Here is an 18,968-nt window from a genome sequence, read left to right as displayed (position 1 = left end):
CGGTCCGATAGACGTCACTTTTTCTATATCCTATAATGACACTCGGGATGTCCAACCGTGAGAATTCAGGGGGAAGAAGTGGGATCTGGATTCAGAAAAGTGGAGGTTAATGGAATGATGAAAAACAATATTGAAATGGATCAGACGCGTAAAATGAATGAAGTGAATGCAGAGAATATGATGAATGAAAAGCATATGATGAGTGGACAGAATAGCGTGTGTGAACGGATACGTGTGATTGAGAATGTGGGGATGAAGGTGATATACAGCTATAATGGCAACGATAGGATGAGTGAGATGAACAGGAGATATGATGTGATCGACCTTACTCCTGTTCAAGAGATGAGAGAAATGAAACAGATGAAGTATATCTACAGCCTTGATGAAGAAGTTAGTTTAAATCGCGGGGATGAGAGGCTTGAATTGTATAATCTGTATGATCTGCACACAAGTACTGACCACATGGGGCCTATTACCGTCAGCCGGAAAGTCACCCATCGCAGGGGGAAAAAGGCTGGCAAAAGGGCAGGACGAGTCAGTGTGCTTCTCGGTGCCTTCGCGATGGCTCTCGGACTTACGATGGCAACTCCTTCTGCCGGAGCACAGAAGCTGGAGCAGGGCGTTCGCGGTGAACATGTGCTGCAATTGCAGGAGCAATTAAGCGAACTGGGGTATTTTAAGGCCGGAATGACTGGATATTACGGTTCTATTACCAAAGGCGCTGTCCGTAAGTTCCAGCAGGCTCAGGGGTTGAGTGCGGATGGGATTGCAGGTCCGGCAACACTGAACAGACTAAACAAGAAGGCTGCAGCCCAAGGCAACACGCTGCGCCAGTTGGCAAAGCTGATTCATGGGGAAGCACGCGGAGAATCCTTTGAAGGACAGGTTGCTGTAGGCGCGGTCGTCTTGAATCGTGTGCATTCGAATGCATTCCCGTCATCAATTCCGAAAGTGATTTTCCAGAAAGGGCAGTTCACGGCCATAGACGATGGACAGTTTAATACAAAACCAACCCAGACTTCCTACCAGGCAGCACGTAAAGCCTTGAATGGCACTGATCCGACACACGGAGCCCTCTATTATTACAATCCGAAGATTGCAACGTCGTTGTGGAGCAAGAGAAGACCAACGTTGCTGACGATTGGGCAGCATGATTTTACAAGGTGAGTTAGGTTAAGAGATATAAGTAATAATTAAAATAATGGTGAACCCCAGTTGTGCGCTGCTGAATGCAGATGCGCTGCCGGGGTTCTGTTCGTTCTGGAGGGGAGTGTAGGGATTTCTTCTTACCCTTAAGTCGCTCTCTAATTGACAATGATTATCGTTATCGAATATAGTCAAAGTGAATTATAAAGGGATTTCTTACTGAATATTAGGTTCAGTATGTGGTCAAACGGGGGAGAAAAATAGTGAACTGGGAAGAGTATATTCAAATGTGGGACAATTCATCGATTCAGCTGGTGGATATTCGCCAAATTGTAATAAGTAGCGGGGGGAAGCAGCAATATCATCTCCCAGTCAGTGGTTTTATATATATCGTGCAAGGACAAGGCTCCCTTTGGTTGGATGATGATATACATATATTTAAAAGGTTTTATCTACTGCATGCAGGAAAGGGAAGCAGGATCAGATTTGAGGCTGGACAAGATGAGGTGACGTACTATTACATTTTATATAGAGGTAGTATGTCCCCCAAAGCTAGCAAAGAAATCCAGAAGAACTATCTCATGAACAACCCTTTTCAGCTACCCTATGCCTACCAGCCTCTTGCTCCGGTTAATCTGTATCGTCATGTCGATTCGATGTATGAGGAATGGAACCGAAGACAGATTTTTGAACGTTTTCATGTGAAAATCTTTTTTTACCAGTTCGTATATACACTTGTCCAGCAACTGAAGCTTCAAGGAGTTACTTCAAAGGAAAAGGATATGGTAGAAGAGATCATCCAGTACATTCACGAACATTTTAATGAATCTATTTCTCTGGAGTCCTTGGCTGAACAATGGAATTACAGCATTCAATACTTATCGAAACAGTTCAAACTTCGTACGGGCAGAAGTCCTATCGAATATGTGATTCAGGCGCGGATGGCTAAAGCAAAAGAATTAATGATTCGGACAGATGCCACTGCACAGGAGATAGCTTCAAGCGTAGGTTATAGTGACGTTTTTTATTTCACACGTTTGTTCAAGAAGCAGGTCGGGATGACGCCAGGGCAATATAAAAAGAAAATGAAGGAGGACGTAGGCGATTCAGATAGTCCATGGGAAGGGTTCGTATCCTCTATGGGCAAACATTCTTCTACTTGTTATGTTATTGATGATAATCATTATCAATACAAAACAGAAGGGGATAGACAGATGTATAGAGGAACAAGATCGAAGATGGTATTAACACTCATGTTATGTTTTACGTTAATGCTTGCAGCGTGCACGAATGGGAACTCCAGTCAAAATAATACCCAGGGATCAGCAGGTGGAAATTCAAAGCAGAGTGCAAAGTCTACTCAAAATATGCCTTCCAATGAGGCCAAAGAAGATACGAGCATGCGTAAAGTATCAACGGTCATGGGAGAAGTTAGTGTTCCGACACATCCCAAACGTGTTGTTGTTGACTGGGACTTAGGGCCAGTCTTAGCTGTAGGGGTAACGCCAGTTGGAGCATCCAGTACACAAATGAACTTTGCAAAGTTTCTAAAACCTTATTTACCTGACACGGTTCAAGATATTGGTTTGGAGGGAAGTATCTCTTTAGAGAAGGTATTGGATTTGTCTCCAGATATCATTATTACTTGGAATACAGCAGCCTATGAAAGTTACTCTAAGATTGCACCGACCGTCGTGTTTGAGACAAGCAAGTACTCCACGATTCAGGAAGAAATTACGGCGATGGGCGATATTCTGGGTCGACAAGAAGAAGCTAAGAAGTGGAATGAAGATTTTGAAAAACGTACGGAAGCTGCCCGCAATAAAATTAGAAATGTAATTCCTAAAGATGCAACGATCTCCATTGTGGATTATATTACTGTAGACAAATTTTTGATGGTGATTGGTAATGCAGGCGAGCGTGGGGGCAGAGCTACATACGATATTTTGGGTCTGAACCCAACGCCTAAAGTGAAAAGTGAAATCATTGACAAAAAAGAGGATCGTATTGAAGTGTCATGGGAGACTGTAAACGATTATGTAGGCGACTACGTCATTGTGCTTAAAGTTGAAGGTAAAGAGCCACCCAAGCTCCCAGTGACGTGGACATCCTTAGATGCCGTCAAAAATCATCATGTGATTGAGATCGAAATGGAAAAATATTTCGCGGCGGATTCATTCTCGTCTCTGTTACAGGCCGAAGATATTGCGGATAAGATTACGAAAATGGCTGCGGCTGCTAAATGATTAAATGCTCCAATTGGATCTAGGCTTTCAATGCCGAACTGAAAACAACGCACATTGATTGAATATTAATGCCTATCGTAGATTAACTATTTTAGTTAGAGGGTACCATCAAAGTCGCCTACATGGCGGCTTTTTTTGTGACAGTAGGACAGTCACCTACAGAGAAGAGCAAGGGGGACAAACTCACTCCTGATCCATAATTCCCAGATGAATTGATGATCACTTTCTTGTTAGGAATAACCGGGTACTGAACGTCCCTCACTCACCATTTTCTTCGCTACTTTACTTAATAGTAGTTCAAGCGCTGGATATCATTGAAACCGAATACGGATTTACAAAGTATATATAAAGGAGGATATAATTAGTTGGTTATAAATTTGTACTCGGTTACATCCATAGAAGGGAGGACGAATATGCCAATTATTGGGGGGATCATTTTAATCTTTATCCTAGCATTTATTCTATGGTCATTAATGTTCCCGCTATTCAATAAAATAGGTAGTAGAGTTTTGAAGAAATACAATAAATTCAAACAAGAGGAGAATGTAGATGGAAAATTCAAAGACGTTTAAAGTAGGGGCTATTGCGGTTGCGATAGTTATTATTGTGGGAGTGTTACTGGTGACTTTCTTTGTAACACGAATTCCTAATGGATATGTTGGAGTCGTTTATTCACCCAATGGAGGCGTAAAAGATAGTACACTGAGTCAAGGGTGGAAACTAGTTGGAGCGTTTGATAAAGTAACGAAATATCCGATCCGAATTCAAACGGTTGAATACAGAGATATTCAGATTGCTACTTCTGACGGGAAAAACATCACAATCGATTTTGCTTACAACTACCAAGTAGAACCAAGTAAAGTATCTTCTATTTTCAATACATTTGGGCCAATTAGCATTCAAGAAATTGAGGATACATATCTCAAAACACGTTTCCGTGACGCAGCTCGTAAAGGTATTTCCAAGTTTACAGTAATTGATGTTTATGGTGAAAAGTCATCCGAAGCAGGAGTGGATGTCCAACAACGTTTTTCTGATGACGTTAAAGAGTTAGGCTTTATTGTATCCAACGTTACCGTAGGTGTTCCTCAACCTGACGCTAAGACGCAGGAAGCAATCGATAAGCGTGTTGAAGCTTCTCAAGAACTGGAACGTAAAACGACTGAACTTGAGATCGCCAAGAAAGAAGCAGATCGTAAGCGCGTGGAAGCACAAGGTAATGCAGACAAACTATTGATCGAAGCAGAGGGTCAAGCTAAAGCAAATAAAGAGCTTCAACAATCATTATCGAGTCAACTCGTTGAATATGAAACCATCAAGAAATGGGATGGAGCCCTTCCATATGTAAGTGGGTCAAATACGCCAATGATTCAATTGCCGACTTCGACTACAAAAATAGAGCAAAATAGCGGCTCGGGGAGCGTATCTCCCTAATAACGGTTTGAAATGCACGCCTTGCTTTCTCACCAATTTTATGTGTTGGATTCTAATGAACAAGCCGGTCCAATCGTGGGCTGACTTGTTCATTTTTGAGTCTTTTCAAAGGTACCATGAGGGATTAAGTTAAGCCTTGGCATTGGATTCAACTGTCCAATCCTGTACAATGGATAACGACAAAAACAACGGTAGATTAAGGATGGATCAGCACGATGAGAATGATCATATCACCAGCGAAAAAGATGAAGATCGATACCGATCTTATGGCTATCGCGCAGATGCCGCATTTTATAAACGAGTCAGAACAGCTATTGAGTCTGCTTCAAGAGTTATCCTATGACGAACTCAAAGCGATGTGGAAGTGTAACGATGCAATTGCCGAAAAGAACGTGGAGCGGATTCAGAATATGAATGTAAAGGACAATCTTACGCCAGCAATATATTCCTATGAGGGCATTCAGTATCAGTATATGGCTCCAGGTGTTTTTCAAGATGAGGAACTGGCGTATCTTCAGCAGCATTTACGTATATTATCCGGTTTTTATGGCATGTTACGGCCATTGGATGGTGTTACCCCTTATCGGTTGGAGATGCAGGGCAAGCTGGAAGGTCCGGGATTCCGCTCGCTCTATCAATTCTGGGGCAGTAAGTTGGCAGATCAGCTTCAATCAGAAAGCAACTGCATTCTGAATCTGGCTTCCAAAGAGTATAGCAAAAATATTTTGCCTTTTCTGAGTGAGGAAACCCGGTTCATTACTTGTGTATTCGGACAAATGGTCAATGGGAAGCTTGTTGAAAAGGCAACCTGGGCTAAAATGGCCAGAGGTGAAATGGTACGTTATATGGCAGAGCACAAGATTACAGATGTGAAAGACGTAAGAAACTTTGATCGTTTAAACTTCGCTTTTTCAGAAGAGCGATCCGACGAGAGCACGTTTGTTTTCATACAAGCAGTGGGACACTAGCCAGATGTGTCCGCTGATCATGTAACAGAATGATAACTATTTGATTCACTTAAAAGTCGCCAACTGGCGGCTTTTTTATTTTTCAGATATTAAATCTAAGTCCTAATCAAAATAGGAAAGACGATTAACTTAATTGAAATAGCATTTGAACTGCATCTAATCTATTATTCTATTTCGTATCAGGATAATTACAGGTTATTTTTAAATTGTTATCTGAGATGTAAAAGGAAAAAAGTCCCTGGAATTAGGGACTAATTCACTATGTCCTAAAATAAGGAAAATGACGATAATGATTTATTAGGCTCCATTTATACATCTGTTGAGGGAGGAAATGGAGAAAAGACATAAAGGAGGAATATAAATTCCATGTGTTTAAGAAAAGGTTTTATTGTTTTTCTGATGGCTTTGTTGTTGATTGGAACCATGTATCCGACTAGCGGTTATGCGCTTTCGGATCAATCGGATGCCATAATAACAACTGAAAGTAGCGCAGAGAATGTTGATGTTCCTATGGAGGAATCAGCTTTAACAGACGACGAATATCTGGAAGATATTGATCCGGATTTCTATGAAGAGCCGGAAGGTGTAGACGAAGTTATCGAAGAACCAGAAGATGAACCGACGGTAACTGATGATACATACGGGGAAAACTCTTTCTCTCCTCAAGCTATGGCCATGGAAGACGAAACTTTGACCATGAGTCCTGGAGATTCCTATACGTTCACGAATAACGGAAGTGCGACAAGGTCGTTAAGTACTAATGCGGCCACCTCAAGAAGCAGTGCATACGATTACGTTATTTATAGACCAGATGGCAGCATCATGGGCGAAAACATGGACTCTACTAGTAGTTTATCAGTAGGTTCAGGTTATACAGCTGTGATCACCTCGACGGGTCAGAATCCTTTTACAGTGACAATTCGTTCAGAATTTTCCTACAGTGTATCAGCTAACCCTGCCATGCTTAGGGTTACGTTATCCAAAGGAGAGAGCTATCGATATTTTAATGAAGGGACACAGTCAAGAGTTTTAAGTGCCGATACTTCCACGGCTCAGGACAGGAAGATAGACTACGCTTCATACAAAGAAGATGGTAGTCTTGTGAGTTCAAATTTTGAAACGACTGGGAAACCTTCACTTGCAGGAGGGAACGAAATTATTATTACTGGAGCGGGCTCACAGCCTGTTAGTGTTGGATTTCCCTATGAAGTCTATACCGGTGAATGGAGTGATGAGCCAGCCTATACGCGTACAACTCTAAATCAGGGCGATAGCTACCAATTCACCAACATCAGTTCCAAATCAGATGCACTCCAAAGTGATGGAACGACCAAAGATAAGCATGATTACGTTGTTTATCTTCCGGATGGAACGGAAAGTTCTACAGGGACAAATACGACGACTAAGCCTACGGTAGCAGCAGGAAGAACCGCCGTTGTAACCTTGGTTACATCAACGCCTGTAACATATGGTGTGCCATATCGGACATTTGATGTTCAAAAAGCCGGTGGTGATGCCATTACTCGAATTACCGTATATCCTGGTGAATCCATGATTTTTCGGAACAATGGTTCTTTAGCCAATCCTATTAAAAACAACGCGAGCAGTACCAACAGAGCTCTTTTTGACTATGTCCTGTATACATCAGAAGACGTTGTACATTCGGATGGTTTCAACAAAAATACAAATCCGATCATTCGCTCACAAGGTTATGCGGTCGTAACCGTAGTCGGACAAGTCCCGATTGAGTTTAGTTACACGGATGATTTCTCAGTTGAAGACAGCATGGAACCCGCATACCATCGGGTAACACTGAACCAGGGAGAAAGCGTGACATTTTGGAATAACAGCACCGATCGGGAATATCTCGACAGTGATGCGTCCACTAGTCAGGGGCGGATATTTGATTACGTGACATATTATCCGGATGGCACAGAACGGAGTACAAGAAAAGCAACAGCGGTTGAACCTGTTGTTTTTTATGGAAATAAAGCAGTGGTCACGGGTGTATCCGCTCAACCTGTAACCATAGGTGCGATTTACACCATTTTTGATGTAGAGGATCGACCTAATGATGCACTAAGCAAGATTACGGTTTCACCGGGCCAATCGGTCAAATTCCACAATGGGGGTTCACTCAGTAACCCGATTCGGAGTAACGCCAAAAAATTAGGTGCACAGTTTGATATTGTTGTGTATAAGGCAGACGGCAGAGCACATAGTGACAAATTCAATAGCAATGTAAGTCTCGCTACCATTCCTTCTGGTGGTGAAGCCATCGTTACCGTAGGGGGAAGTACACCTGTCTTATTTGAATACACGGATGATTTCTCTGTAGTGGATAGCCAAGAACCGGCTTATCTGCGCGTGACGTTGAACAAAGGAGAGAGCTATGCCTTTACCAACATAAGCTCAGATTCGAAAAGACTCCGAAATGATGCTTCCAGCAGCGCGGGGCGGGTGTATGATTACACGATTTACAACGTAGATGGAACAGTGTCGAGCAGTAGAACAGCAACAGCGATCGAGGCGTATGTCTTGGATGGTAAAAAAGTTGTCGTTACCAACATCTCAGATCAACCCATAACGTATGGTGGGATTTACCGAGTATTCCGTGGACAAGATGACCAAGTCCCTTCACCAGAAACAGAAATCACTGTCAATCAAGGGCAGAGTGCTGTATTTACGAATCCGGGTTCCAAACCTGCTCAAATTGAACGAATCGCAGGAGTAACATCCGTTGTGGATTATACGGTCTACGACAAATCCAATAAAGCATTGTATTTCGTGGAAGGTAAAAGTCATGCAACTTGGGATATTCCAGCAGGTGCAACGCTTGTTGTCACCGTAGTATCTTCGGAGCCGGTCACGATTCAATATTCTGCTCCTGTGACAGCCAGTTCCAGTCAGGAGCCTGCACTTATCAAGCGGGATTTGGCGCCAAATAACACGCTGTTGTTTTCGAATACATTACCTTATGAAGCAATACTCGTTGGATCTTCCTCAGTAGGAGGAGCCTATGATTACGTTATTCGGAATCAGAACCAAGTGGTTGTTAAGGAAGGAAAGAATGCGACAGGAGGACAATTCGTACCTGAAAAGTCTGATATTCAGGTGCATAATGTGTCAGCCCAACCGCTGAAATTTGTAGGTGCTTATCGCCACTTTACGATCAAGGAAGTGGATGTGGAGTTTCTGACTTTGTATGAGAACACAGAAACGGCGCTTCCCACAGTTCAGCAAGGGAATGTGTACTATCGTTTTAGCCCCTATAGCTCTGACAAGTATCGGATTGCGATAAAGGAATCAGGTGATTTTTCCACTGAGCCTCGGATCGAATTGTATTCAGATAAGGAACTTAGCATTCCGGTAGCTGCTTCAATAGAGCAAGAACAGCTATATGGTGAGCAATATACAGTTCTTGAATGGGAGCTTCAAGGTGGACAATATTATTATCTCAAGATAAGTGAAAAGGATGGAAAACCGATTCAGGGAGTCATAAAAGCAGCGTGGATGAACATTCGCAATGACAACAGCTATGAATATGGCTATGGCAATCAATTGCTTAAAGTCGTTCTATTTACGGGAGATCAAATTGTATTTGAATATGACCGGAACGGAAATTTGACGAAACGAACGAAAAAGATTTTCCCATTTAATTAATGATTGTCTAAATCTAGGTTGAGGTGATGGAGTGTTTAAGAAAATAACGATTATTTGGTTATGCGTCATATTGGTTCTTAGTGGGTTCGGTTCTTTTGGATATGGAGGACAAGCAGCAGCGGCGGCAGAAGGTAGGGATTCCCTCCCTTCCGCTACCTACATTACAACCCATAGTTTAAAAGAGCAGTTTGGTATCAAAGAAGATTGGATTGAGGAGAAACTAGATCAAGGTTACTCGCTGTTCCAGTTATATAAAGCTTTACAGACAGATCGTACAGGCGGTGAGGCTGCTGAGAAATGGCTAGAAGCACAAGAAATTAGCGAACCGATTCAAATGGAGGGACTACGCCCTTCCGGATCATCACAGCAAAACAACTTCTCGATTAATGCTCTTGGAGAGGATGCTCCAGGTACAGGAACAACCGTGGATGAAACTGGGCTAAATCACGTTGATATCCGGGATGATGCATCGCTGTACATGACGTCTTATGGAGCGGAATCGATCTCTACTGCTACGGGAGAGATGATGGTCAGTAGTACGGACATCTCCTTACCTGGACTCATTTCGTTTGATCTGACACGTGTCTATGACAGTGCTAGAGCAAGTGGACAGCTCGGCGTTCAATACGACGAAACGACACAAAAGTATTCCAATATGGTTACGCCACGCAAGGAAGAACTCTCAGCTGGATTGGGACAAGGCTGGCGTTGGGACATTCCTTTCATGGAAAAGCGTGGCGATAGTCAGTATGTCCAGATTCCAGGCGTAGGTTATTATCGCTTAAACGCTAATCTTGAACTTGAAGGCTACGTATGGAATGATTTAATCGTGAAGCAAGATACGACCGTGACTGTGGATGGCAAATCCAGTAGTTACCGTTTGTCGATCCGGAATGGCTACGATTATTTGTTTAACGGAACCGGAGAGTTACTGCAAATTACAGATGGTTACCGGAATACGGTGAATTTTCAATATACAACATTGGATGGAAACCAAGTCATCTCCCGAATTCAAAACAGTGAAGGTCAGGCGCTGACATTTGCTTATGACAACCTGAAGGTTACTGTACAGCTTGCCGGAACAGATCGGAAAGCAACGTACACGCAACGCGAGGACGAAGGCATTCGTATTTTGCGAGAATTCACGGATGCTCTGGATCGGACAACGACATATACGTACTATTATCCCGAATCCAAATTTAATTTCTTGCCTGAATTGCAAAGCAACCAAAATGCTCAAGGTGTGATGCATACCGCACTATTGACGCGTATTACTGATCCGTCATCGGCGATTACAGACATCGCTTATGTTCCGTCACTGAAGAAGATTGGCGCGGCTTCTTCACATTTCGTCTTTAAAGTAAGAGAACGCAAGAGCCAGTTTAGTTCAACGGATGGCGAAGGTGTTCTAGACAAGGTTAACTTTGAGTACTCTGGAGAAGATCTGGATGCATACGGTCAATCCGCATCATGGACAACGAAAGTGAAAGCAGAGAACACTGTAGATACTTGGACGTTCTCCAAAACGTTCAGCACTGCCGCGCACCCCGATTTGGTTCGCGTAGATAAGCATGCGCTAACCGGAGATGCGGTAACGTATACAACCGAGTTCAAGTATGATAGTCAGAATAAACGAAATCTGCCAACAGAGCTATCGGAGTGGGTTAGTGAGGGTGGACGTGCAGGCGAGAAGCTAACCACGACCATGACCTACGATGCCAATGGAATGGTGACTTCAGAAAAGCGCAGTACCGGACAAGAATCCACTTATGCGTATGAAACGGGTAAGGCTCCATATCACTGGATCAAACCTATTCGTTCGACCAGCAAGATTAATAGTACCTTGGAGAGATACACCGAAACAACCTATAACAGCCAAGGTTCCGTTCTGCGGAGCACGACTAAAAATGGATACGGCGGGCAGTTGCTCACTGAATCGGAAGTGAAGCTGGATGATAAAGGAAGAGTCATCAACACCACGGATAAAGGCGGCTATTTAGCTAAAGACAGCGTAGCGACGTTGAGTTATCAGGCTAATGCAGGGCATTTGGTGAAATCCAAGTCCATAACTGTGAATGATGCTGCTGGTAAAGCAGAAGCCCTCGTGGAATCGTATCAATATACGAATGCTGGTGAACTGGAAAAGACAACCGATGCATCCGGGGAACAGGAATCGTATCAGTATGATAAGAGAGGGCGACTTCTACAAATCGAACATGCAGATGGTACGAAATCAACTACGGCGTATGATGATGTTAAGAACATCATTACAAATACATCGCCAGATGGCATTGTCACGACCGAGCGGTATAATCCGTTAGGTCTTTTGGTAGAAGAGCAGACGGCTGAGGCTACTTACAAATACGCCTATGACCGCGAAGGTAATGTAACGGCTGTTGAGGATGCCGAAGGCAATGTGACGAGATTTGTAGTCGACGCGTTTGGACAAGCGATAGAGACAAAGTATCCAGACGGGACCACCGGAACAACCAATATTGATGCTGTGGGTCAAACGGTGACCTATAAGGACGCTGCTGACAATCGCACACGGGAGAAGAAGGATTTACTTGGTCGTGTGACGGCGGTGGAAGAATATCTGAATGGTGCATATGTTCCGTTACAACAAACCGAATATGATATCGATGGTAACGTAATTGCATCTATCGATGGTAACGGTCAACGAACGACCTATACGTATGATGCGCTTGGACAAATCACGACGGTAACCACACCGAAGCAAGAGACAAGCCGCTACTTCTATGGCTATCAGGGCCAAGTGACACAGATCGTATCACCGAATACGCAAACAGTCACAAAACAGTATGATGAATTGGGAAGACTCATTAAACAGACGCATCCGAGTCCAGCCGGGTATGCGACAACGTTATATTACGATAAGAAAAGTAATCTGATCAAAAAACAAGATCGACTTGGTAAAGTAACAGAGTATACGTATAACAGTGATAACATGCTCACAAGCATGAAGGCACCGGATAGCAACGTTTCTTACACTTACGACGAAATCGGCCGTAGAACATCGATGACCGATGATCATGGAAAGACCACGTACAGTTATCGTGCCGAAGATGGGATGTTGAACGGACTGACGTTCCCGGATGGGACACGACTTGATTACGAAAACAATACCCAGCAACGTCTAGGCTATACCCTGACGGATGCCAAAGGACAATCCTTGCGCATTCACGGCGAAGTAGATGCTATGAACCGGGTAACTTCCATGGACATTACCTCGGGTTCGGGAGGAGCTTCTGCACTTGCTGCATCAGGAACGACGCCTGTAGACCGGATGACTTTCAGTTACGCGTCCAATAGCTTGCTGGAGAAAGTGTCGTTTGGCAAGGGCCTCAGCACAAGCTATCAGTTCAATGGCTATGACCTCTCGGGAGTCAAGATCTCTCAAGGGACTTCGGCGGTGCAGCAGTTTACCTATGAATACGACGGTAACAAAAACATCACGTCCCGTACACAGAACGGGGAAACCGATCAATACACATACGATGAATTGAGCCGGATTCAGACCGAAACGGGCACGCAAAAAGAAACGTATACTTATGACCCGAATGGTAACCGGTACAGTACCGGAAGTGGTAAGGTATACGGTCTAAAGGATGCACAGTATACGTATGACAGCCAGAATCGTCTGATTAAAGCAACGGGTGAAGGCAAAACGGTAACCTATAGTTATAATGGGGATGGATTGTTGTATGAACGTACCGAAGGCGAGCAAACGATTCGTTATTATTACGATGAAGAAGCCAAACTCATGGCCGAGGCCGTTGTAACGTCTGGAAAAGCTGAGCTGACGTACGCCTATATCTATGATCTTTACGGGCAATTATGGGCCCGCCAGGACAAGAAAACAGGTAAACTGGAATACTACCAGTTGAATGGACACGGTGATGTGGTTGGCCTCGTGGATGAGTCAGGCAAAGTACTTAACAGCTACACTTATGATATCTGGGGCGGACCCTTAACAACAGAGGAAAACGTACCAAATGTACTTCGTTATGCCGGGGAATATTGGGATGGTACTGTAGGGCTGCAATATTTGCGAGCACGCTGGTATGATCCAAGTATGGCACGTTTCATCGGTGAGGATACGTACGAGGGAGAACTAAATGATCCGCTAACTATGAACTTGTATTCTTATGTGTTAAATAATCCATTGAAGTATGTCGACCCGAGTGGACATTCCTCTAAAAGACCCGCGAGTAATACACTTGAAGGGATGGGGCTTGGGAGCGGGAGTGCTAGTGGCGGGCGAATGACCCCGGGTGGAAGTATGGGTGGTGGTGGAGGACGTGGTGGAAGTTCAACCAAACCTAGTGCTTCAAAACCGAAGAGCTCTAAATCTATTACGGGAAAAAGTTCTATAAATGGATTAACAAGAGATGCAGCTAGGAAATTTGCCCAAAACTTATTGAAAAATGGTGAAATCAGGATAACACATTTAAAGTCAATGATTCCAAAGGGAATAAAAAATACATTTGTAAAAACAGATACAATTAAAGTGGGTGCAAAATATGAATTTGTACTTGCAGATGGACAGAAGGTCATAATTAGATGGCATTCACCTGATCCTGTTGCGAAAATGAGATATCCCGGGTCCGCATCTGGAACCCGTTGGACCGCGCAAATAAAAATAGGAAATAAACAATTAAAGACAGATGGAACATGGACAAAAAACCAATCTTTGGATCAGGTTCATATTCCAATAAAAGGGAAGTGAAAAAATGAATATTGGAGATTTTGAGAAATTACCTGATAGGTTACCTACAGAAGTTTTATTATCCTTGTTTAGAAATGTGTTAAAAGATTTTGAAACTATGAGCTTGGATAAAAAAGAATTTTTGTTGATCCTAGCCGAATTAACAGATCGACAAGTCATGACTTATGAGCTTCTAGAGGATAAAACAAGAAACGATGTAGATGTTGTATTGAGGAGGTTATGGAATACTAATTCCTACGATGATGTAGATGTGATACTCTCTATTGTTGTTAACCTTGGTTTAGAGAAGTGTTTTGATAAAATTAAAGAGTCTATGAAAGAACACAATATAGACATAGTAATTTTAAATGAAATCAAAGAGACCATTATGGAGGTTGGAAATAATATTTCAAATCCATATTATGATTTAGAACGGTTTAAATCACCTAAAAGTGAGTTGTAACCCATAAATAAAGACACATTGAAGCTACGACCGTTTCCCGGTATTCTACGGGGAAAGGTCGTTTAGTTTCTTCTGGAAATCCTATTAATTGAAGCCTATTAGTACTATTTTAATCATCATTAATATGTCTGATAGTTGTGGATGGAATGAAAATATGGATGGCTCGGTGGGGAACCCTGCATGAACGGATCCCACCACGCTCGCCTAATATGAACGCTCATATCGAGTCATTCCATCTGATACTTCAAGATGATTGTCTATCTCGATATGACTTTGCCACATATGGTGAAGCTTATGAAGCAGTCACTGAATTCATGATCTTCTACAACGAAAGAAGAATGCATTCCAGCATTAAAGACCTAGGTCCTATTGATTTTTACAAGCAGAACCTGATTTATCCCATTCCAATTGAGGCCGTCCGATTGTAATTTGAAAAGCTATGAAAGAATGAGATGAAGAGAGCATGTGTCCAAACTTAAGGGGTTAATCTGCTCAAAGTCGGTGACTTGCTTGTTAAGAGTGATGGGAATACACTCAAGATAGACAGCATTGAACTGTTGTATAAGCAGGTAACGGTTTAGAACATAACGGTTGATGAATTTCATACGTATTTTGTAAGTGACCTTGGTATTTGGGTGCATAATACGAATTGTAGTTATAAAGACATTACAGTCGGAAAGAGTGTAAGAAATATTTCAACCAATGTAACAAAGGCGGATTTTGAGAAGAGTCTTTTGAAGGAAGGGTGGAAAAAGGCAGTGAGTAAGGACGGTAAAGTCACTATCTATTCTAAAGATGGTGCGAGATACACAGTTCGTGACATTTCAAAGCAATCCCAACTAACTGTTGAATTTTGGGCTAAGGTAGCTACTGGGGTCACAACTAAGATTCGATTGGGGGATTGACAAATTGAGCAATACTATTAAAAGCTCAGAAGAATTTGAGAAAGCATCACGTTTGGTTTTAAAAGTCATTTGTGTTGACGAGAGGTTACCAAATCCAGTATTTAAAGTTTCCTTTCCAAATAAAGTTGTTTTTGATTTTGATTATGTAATGAGTTATAAATTTTGGGGTGAATTGGATGGTGACTCCTCTGTAATTATGGCTGTTTTAGATCCAGACCCTGAAAATTATTACTACAGTGAGTTTTCCCAATATAACTGGTGTGTTTTACAAAAAGGTACCACCGCTGATGAGTATTGGAATATCCTTAATCAGGGACCAGAAGAAAGCCCTGCTGATGCTATTCTATCTAACTCTGAAGTAGTTATATGGTTATCGTCGTCGCTGAATTGGGCAATATGGGGAGAAAGAAGTTACGGCATTTGTATTTTAGGTTTTAACGATGAAATGAGCAAGTACAGTAGTGACTCATGTTTTTCAATAGACAGGGCTATTACTGATTTGGTGGCTTTAAACTTTACCAAAGGTATACCCGAAGATGTGACTAATAAGTTAATGAAACATTATAGCATTAAGAACTAGGAACTGATAAGACCTTGAGGACTGCAATCCTCAAGGTCTTTATTTAATATCCCCTCCTTCGTATGGCTCATATAAAAAGGATATGAAGGATCTTGAAGATGGTTTAAGAACGTATTGAACCGTTAAAAAGGGATAGATGAAAAAAATATTGTTAGCATTAAAGCTCGTCGTAGTAAATTCCTCAGTATCCTATTGTGGTTGAATTTAAGGACAATTCACAAGAATATGTGGCACACCGAGAAGAGCAATGAGTGCAACTAAAGCTTGATACTTATTCCAAAATCAATTGAATTTCTATGAATTGTAATGAACAAAGCAATCCATTTGTGGGCTAGTTTGTTCTTTTTTAGTTCTGAAAAATGAAAATCGACACGGATTATATAGCTTGTCAGCAGATGCCCCGCTTTATGAACGAGTCAGAACAACTACTGGGTTTGCTTCAAAAGTTAACCTATGATGAACTCAAAGCGTTATGGAAGTGTAACGATGCAATCGCCGAACTGAATGTGGAGCGGATTCAGAATATGAATTTGAAGGACAATCTGACGCCAGCCATCTATGCCTATGAAGGTATTCAGTATCAGTATATGGCTCCGGGTGTTTTTCAAAATGAGGAACTGGCGTATCTTCAGCAGCATTTGCGCATATTATCCGGTTTTTATGGCATGTTACGGCCATTGGATGGTGTTACACCTTATCGGTTGGAGATGCAGGGCAAGTTTCAAGGTCCGGGCTTCAAGTCCCTATATCAATTTTGGGGTAGCAAACTCGCAGATCAGCTTCAATCGGAAAGCAATTGCATTCTAAATCTGGCTTCCAAAGAGTATAGCAAAAACATCACTCCTTTTCTGAGCGAGGAAACAAGGTTTATCACTTGTGTATTCGGACAAATGGTCGAAGGGAAGGTCATTGAAAAGGCAACCTGGGCCAAGATGGCCAGAGGCGAAATGGTACGTTATATGGCAGAGCACAAGATTACAGATATAAAGGACGTCAGGAGCTTTGATCGGCTAAACTTTAGTTTTTCAGAAGAACTATCCGACGAGAATACGTTTGTCTTCGTACAAGAAGAGGGAAAATAGCCAGCTCTATACCGGTGAGTTTCCTGTACATATTGTGAAAAGGATGTTGGCACGTCCGGAAGGAACATGTTGAATCAGGAGAACGATCTTCAGTGGAGTGTTTACTTAAACTTCTAACCGAAACTAAGAACCCTCTCATAAGAAAAGAGTTTGCAATTGTACTAAAAGACATTGGCGATAATTGGGGGAGAATCTGCTATTTAAGGCGTTGCAGGTCCGGTAAACTGAACAGACTGAACCAAGAAAGCTAAGACGAAGGTAATATGCTACACCAGTTGGCGAAACTGATTCATGGGGAAGCACGCCGAGAATCTTTTGAAGTTCGATGGCTGAAATAGCTGTCGTCTTGAGCCGATTGCAGTTATTGAACGAGCCTGAAAGATTTTTGGGCTCGTTTTGCTTTAATAAAGTATCACGTGTGATAACTAAAAATTATATTTTGAACCCTAGCATACTGGCTTCATCATGAGATCAAGTTGAACTCCGTTTGACCATTTTTCAGTGACATTAGGAGGATAGAAAAGTCGGGAATGAAACACACAGCTGCAATAGCGTCATATGACTGGGGCGTTCCTCTTCTCGCTTTAAATATGGTTACTAAATGCTAATTGTGAACATATAATGGATATATGAATATATAATTGTAAATTTTATGTAAAACTTATATGAAAATCATTGTTTTATTAGGATAATTATGGAACAATTGTAATTGATCTCTTAGATCGAAAAAATTGCTGAGGTGGTTTTATTGTCTAGGGAAAGGAAGTTTTTGTTAGTAGCATTGAGTTTAGTTCTCTTCCTAACGATTGTTGGTTTCCAGCAAGCTAGGGCCTCAGAAGCTACAATTGATGAACAAGAAACAAAGGTGGTGGTTCCCGATGAACTTCTTATTAAAACATCAGAAGGAGTCAAAGGAATTGAAATTAAAACGCCTGACGGAAAAATAGAAGTCAAAAGGGCTATCGTTACAGAGTATGTTCCTGTTAACTCGACTGCTTATTTGCTAGCTACTGGCCAAGATCCAATTGAAAACAAACTAATCAAAGTGGTGGATGTTACTTACCTTGATGAAGAAAAGAATGACGACTGGAAACATGAAGTAGCACCTGCAGCAATCGGTGACTTATATGCTAAAAATCCGAGCGCTGAATATGCAACAGTTAACCCTAACTATGTAGTTGCTTCCGTAGAAGAGACCGGAAGTTCTGGCGGTATATTAACACTTTCTCAATCTGTGACGGTTGGTAACTCCTTTAATGCTAGCGTAGGTATCAGCGCATCAGTTGTGTCTGCAACTGTTGGTTATAACGTATCTCAAAGTTGGACATCAACCGCATCCTTCAGTGAGAGCATCGCGAAGGACGATCACAAGACGGTGATTAATGCATACAATCGTTACATGACAAGACACTACGAAGTTTGGAAGAAGGGACTTTTCTCTGACAGTTTGGAAACTCATGGTACTTCAGATCGTCACGTTGGCTTCAGGTTTGATCTACTCCGAATTCCTGATTATCCTAGTATGTAATGAAATAGTGATTAAAGTAAAGGAAACGACGGGTTTGTTCCGTATCATCGGGACTCACCTGTATTTTGTTCCTTGACACCCGCCGTACAACGTTGCCGTTGAAAGTGACTCTTCCCACCTGGCCGCTGACGGGCGGGAGACAATAATGAACGACGAAATGCCCGCAGAGTTTGCGGGCTTTTTGCATTCCGTATTTGAGAGGTATGCCGAACATATGGTGCCAA

11 protein-coding genes are annotated in these 18,968 nt (G+C 42.2%); all 11 read left to right on the top strand.

The genetic code is table 11. The features are described 5' to 3' along the window. Nucleotides 1-114: 114 nt before the first annotated feature. The 11 genes from Q0V21_RS04320 (at nucleotide 115) to Q0V21_RS04275 (ending at nucleotide 18,744) form a co-directional block, all read left to right on the top strand. Nucleotides 115-1,167, top strand: coding sequence for a cell wall hydrolase (locus Q0V21_RS04320; RefSeq protein ID WP_301877731.1), 1,053 nt, complete (start codon nucleotides 115-117; stop codon nucleotides 1,165-1,167). Nucleotides 1,168-1,727: 560 nt separating this feature from the next. Beyond that, complete coding sequence (locus Q0V21_RS04315; RefSeq protein ID WP_301877730.1) at nucleotides 1,728-3,392, top strand: AraC family transcriptional regulator; 1,665 nt, start codon at nucleotides 1,728-1,730, stop codon at nucleotides 3,390-3,392. A gap of 549 nt (nucleotides 3,393-3,941) precedes the next feature. Next, the gene (locus Q0V21_RS04310) at nucleotides 3,942-4,826 is read left to right on the top strand and encodes a prohibitin family protein (RefSeq protein WP_301877729.1); all 885 of its coding nucleotides are present in this window, start codon (nucleotides 3,942-3,944) and stop codon (nucleotides 4,824-4,826) included. Nucleotides 4,827-5,041: 215 nt separating this feature from the next. Beyond that, nucleotides 5,042-5,794 carry a peroxide stress protein YaaA gene (gene yaaA / locus Q0V21_RS04305; RefSeq protein ID WP_301877728.1) on the top strand — a complete coding sequence of 251 codons (753 nt, stop codon included), beginning with the start codon at nucleotides 5,042-5,044 and terminating at the stop codon, nucleotides 5,792-5,794. A gap of 366 nt (nucleotides 5,795-6,160) precedes the next feature. Then, nucleotides 6,161-9,457 carry an RHS repeat domain-containing protein gene (locus Q0V21_RS04300; RefSeq protein WP_301877727.1) on the top strand — a complete coding sequence of 1,099 codons (3,297 nt, stop codon included), beginning with the start codon at nucleotides 6,161-6,163 and terminating at the stop codon, nucleotides 9,455-9,457. Nucleotides 9,458-9,488: 31 nt separating this feature from the next. Then, a complete protein-coding gene (locus Q0V21_RS04295; RefSeq protein ID WP_301877726.1) occupies nucleotides 9,489-14,207 on the top strand; it encodes an RHS repeat-associated core domain-containing protein in 4,719 nt (1,572 codons plus the stop codon). A 4-nt stretch (nucleotides 14,208-14,211) separates the two neighbouring features. After that, nucleotides 14,212-14,649, top strand: coding sequence for a hypothetical protein (locus tag Q0V21_RS04290; protein ID WP_301877725.1), 438 nt, complete (start codon nucleotides 14,212-14,214; stop codon nucleotides 14,647-14,649). A 146-nt stretch (nucleotides 14,650-14,795) separates the two neighbouring features. Then, nucleotides 14,796-15,077, top strand: a complete 282-nt coding sequence (locus tag Q0V21_RS32810) for an integrase core domain-containing protein (RefSeq protein ID WP_367620504.1) — start codon at nucleotides 14,796-14,798, stop codon at nucleotides 15,075-15,077. A 481-nt stretch (nucleotides 15,078-15,558) separates the two neighbouring features. Next, on the top strand, nucleotides 15,559-16,134 hold the full coding sequence (locus tag Q0V21_RS04285) for a hypothetical protein (protein ID WP_301877723.1): 576 nt from the start codon (nucleotides 15,559-15,561) through the stop codon (nucleotides 16,132-16,134). Nucleotides 16,135-16,493: 359 nt separating this feature from the next. Beyond that, nucleotides 16,494-17,216, top strand: a complete 723-nt coding sequence (gene yaaA, locus Q0V21_RS04280) for a peroxide stress protein YaaA (protein ID WP_301877722.1) — start codon at nucleotides 16,494-16,496, stop codon at nucleotides 17,214-17,216. A 769-nt stretch (nucleotides 17,217-17,985) separates the two neighbouring features. Then, on the top strand, nucleotides 17,986-18,744 hold the full coding sequence (locus Q0V21_RS04275) for a hypothetical protein (RefSeq protein WP_301877721.1): 759 nt from the start codon (nucleotides 17,986-17,988) through the stop codon (nucleotides 18,742-18,744). Nucleotides 18,745-18,968 lie beyond the last annotated feature (224 nt).

This window comes from Paenibacillus sp. 11B (genome assembly GCF_030487755.1).
Taxonomy (GTDB): domain Bacteria; phylum Bacillota; class Bacilli; order Paenibacillales; family Paenibacillaceae; genus Paenibacillus; species Paenibacillus vandeheii.
Note: the sequence above shows the minus strand (reverse complement) of the source record. Positions and strands in the feature narration are given on the sequence as shown.

Coding starts and splice junctions, on each gene's coding strand:
- Q0V21_RS04320 (WP_301877731.1), top strand. CDS start 115: ATGATGAAAAACAATATTGAAATGGATCAGACGCGTAAAATGAATGAA.
- Q0V21_RS04315 (WP_301877730.1), top strand. CDS start 1,728: ATGAACAACCCTTTTCAGCTACCCTATGCCTACCAGCCTCTTGCTCCG.
- Q0V21_RS04310 (WP_301877729.1), top strand. CDS start 3,942: ATGGAAAATTCAAAGACGTTTAAAGTAGGGGCTATTGCGGTTGCGATA.
- yaaA (WP_301877728.1), top strand. CDS start 5,042: ATGAGAATGATCATATCACCAGCGAAAAAGATGAAGATCGATACCGAT.
- Q0V21_RS04300 (WP_301877727.1), top strand. CDS start 6,161: ATGTGTTTAAGAAAAGGTTTTATTGTTTTTCTGATGGCTTTGTTGTTG.
- Q0V21_RS04290 (WP_301877725.1), top strand. CDS start 14,212: ATGAATATTGGAGATTTTGAGAAATTACCTGATAGGTTACCTACAGAA.
- Q0V21_RS32810 (WP_367620504.1), top strand. CDS start 14,796: ATGAAAATATGGATGGCTCGGTGGGGAACCCTGCATGAACGGATCCCA.
- yaaA (WP_301877722.1), top strand. CDS start 16,494: ATGAAAATCGACACGGATTATATAGCTTGTCAGCAGATGCCCCGCTTT.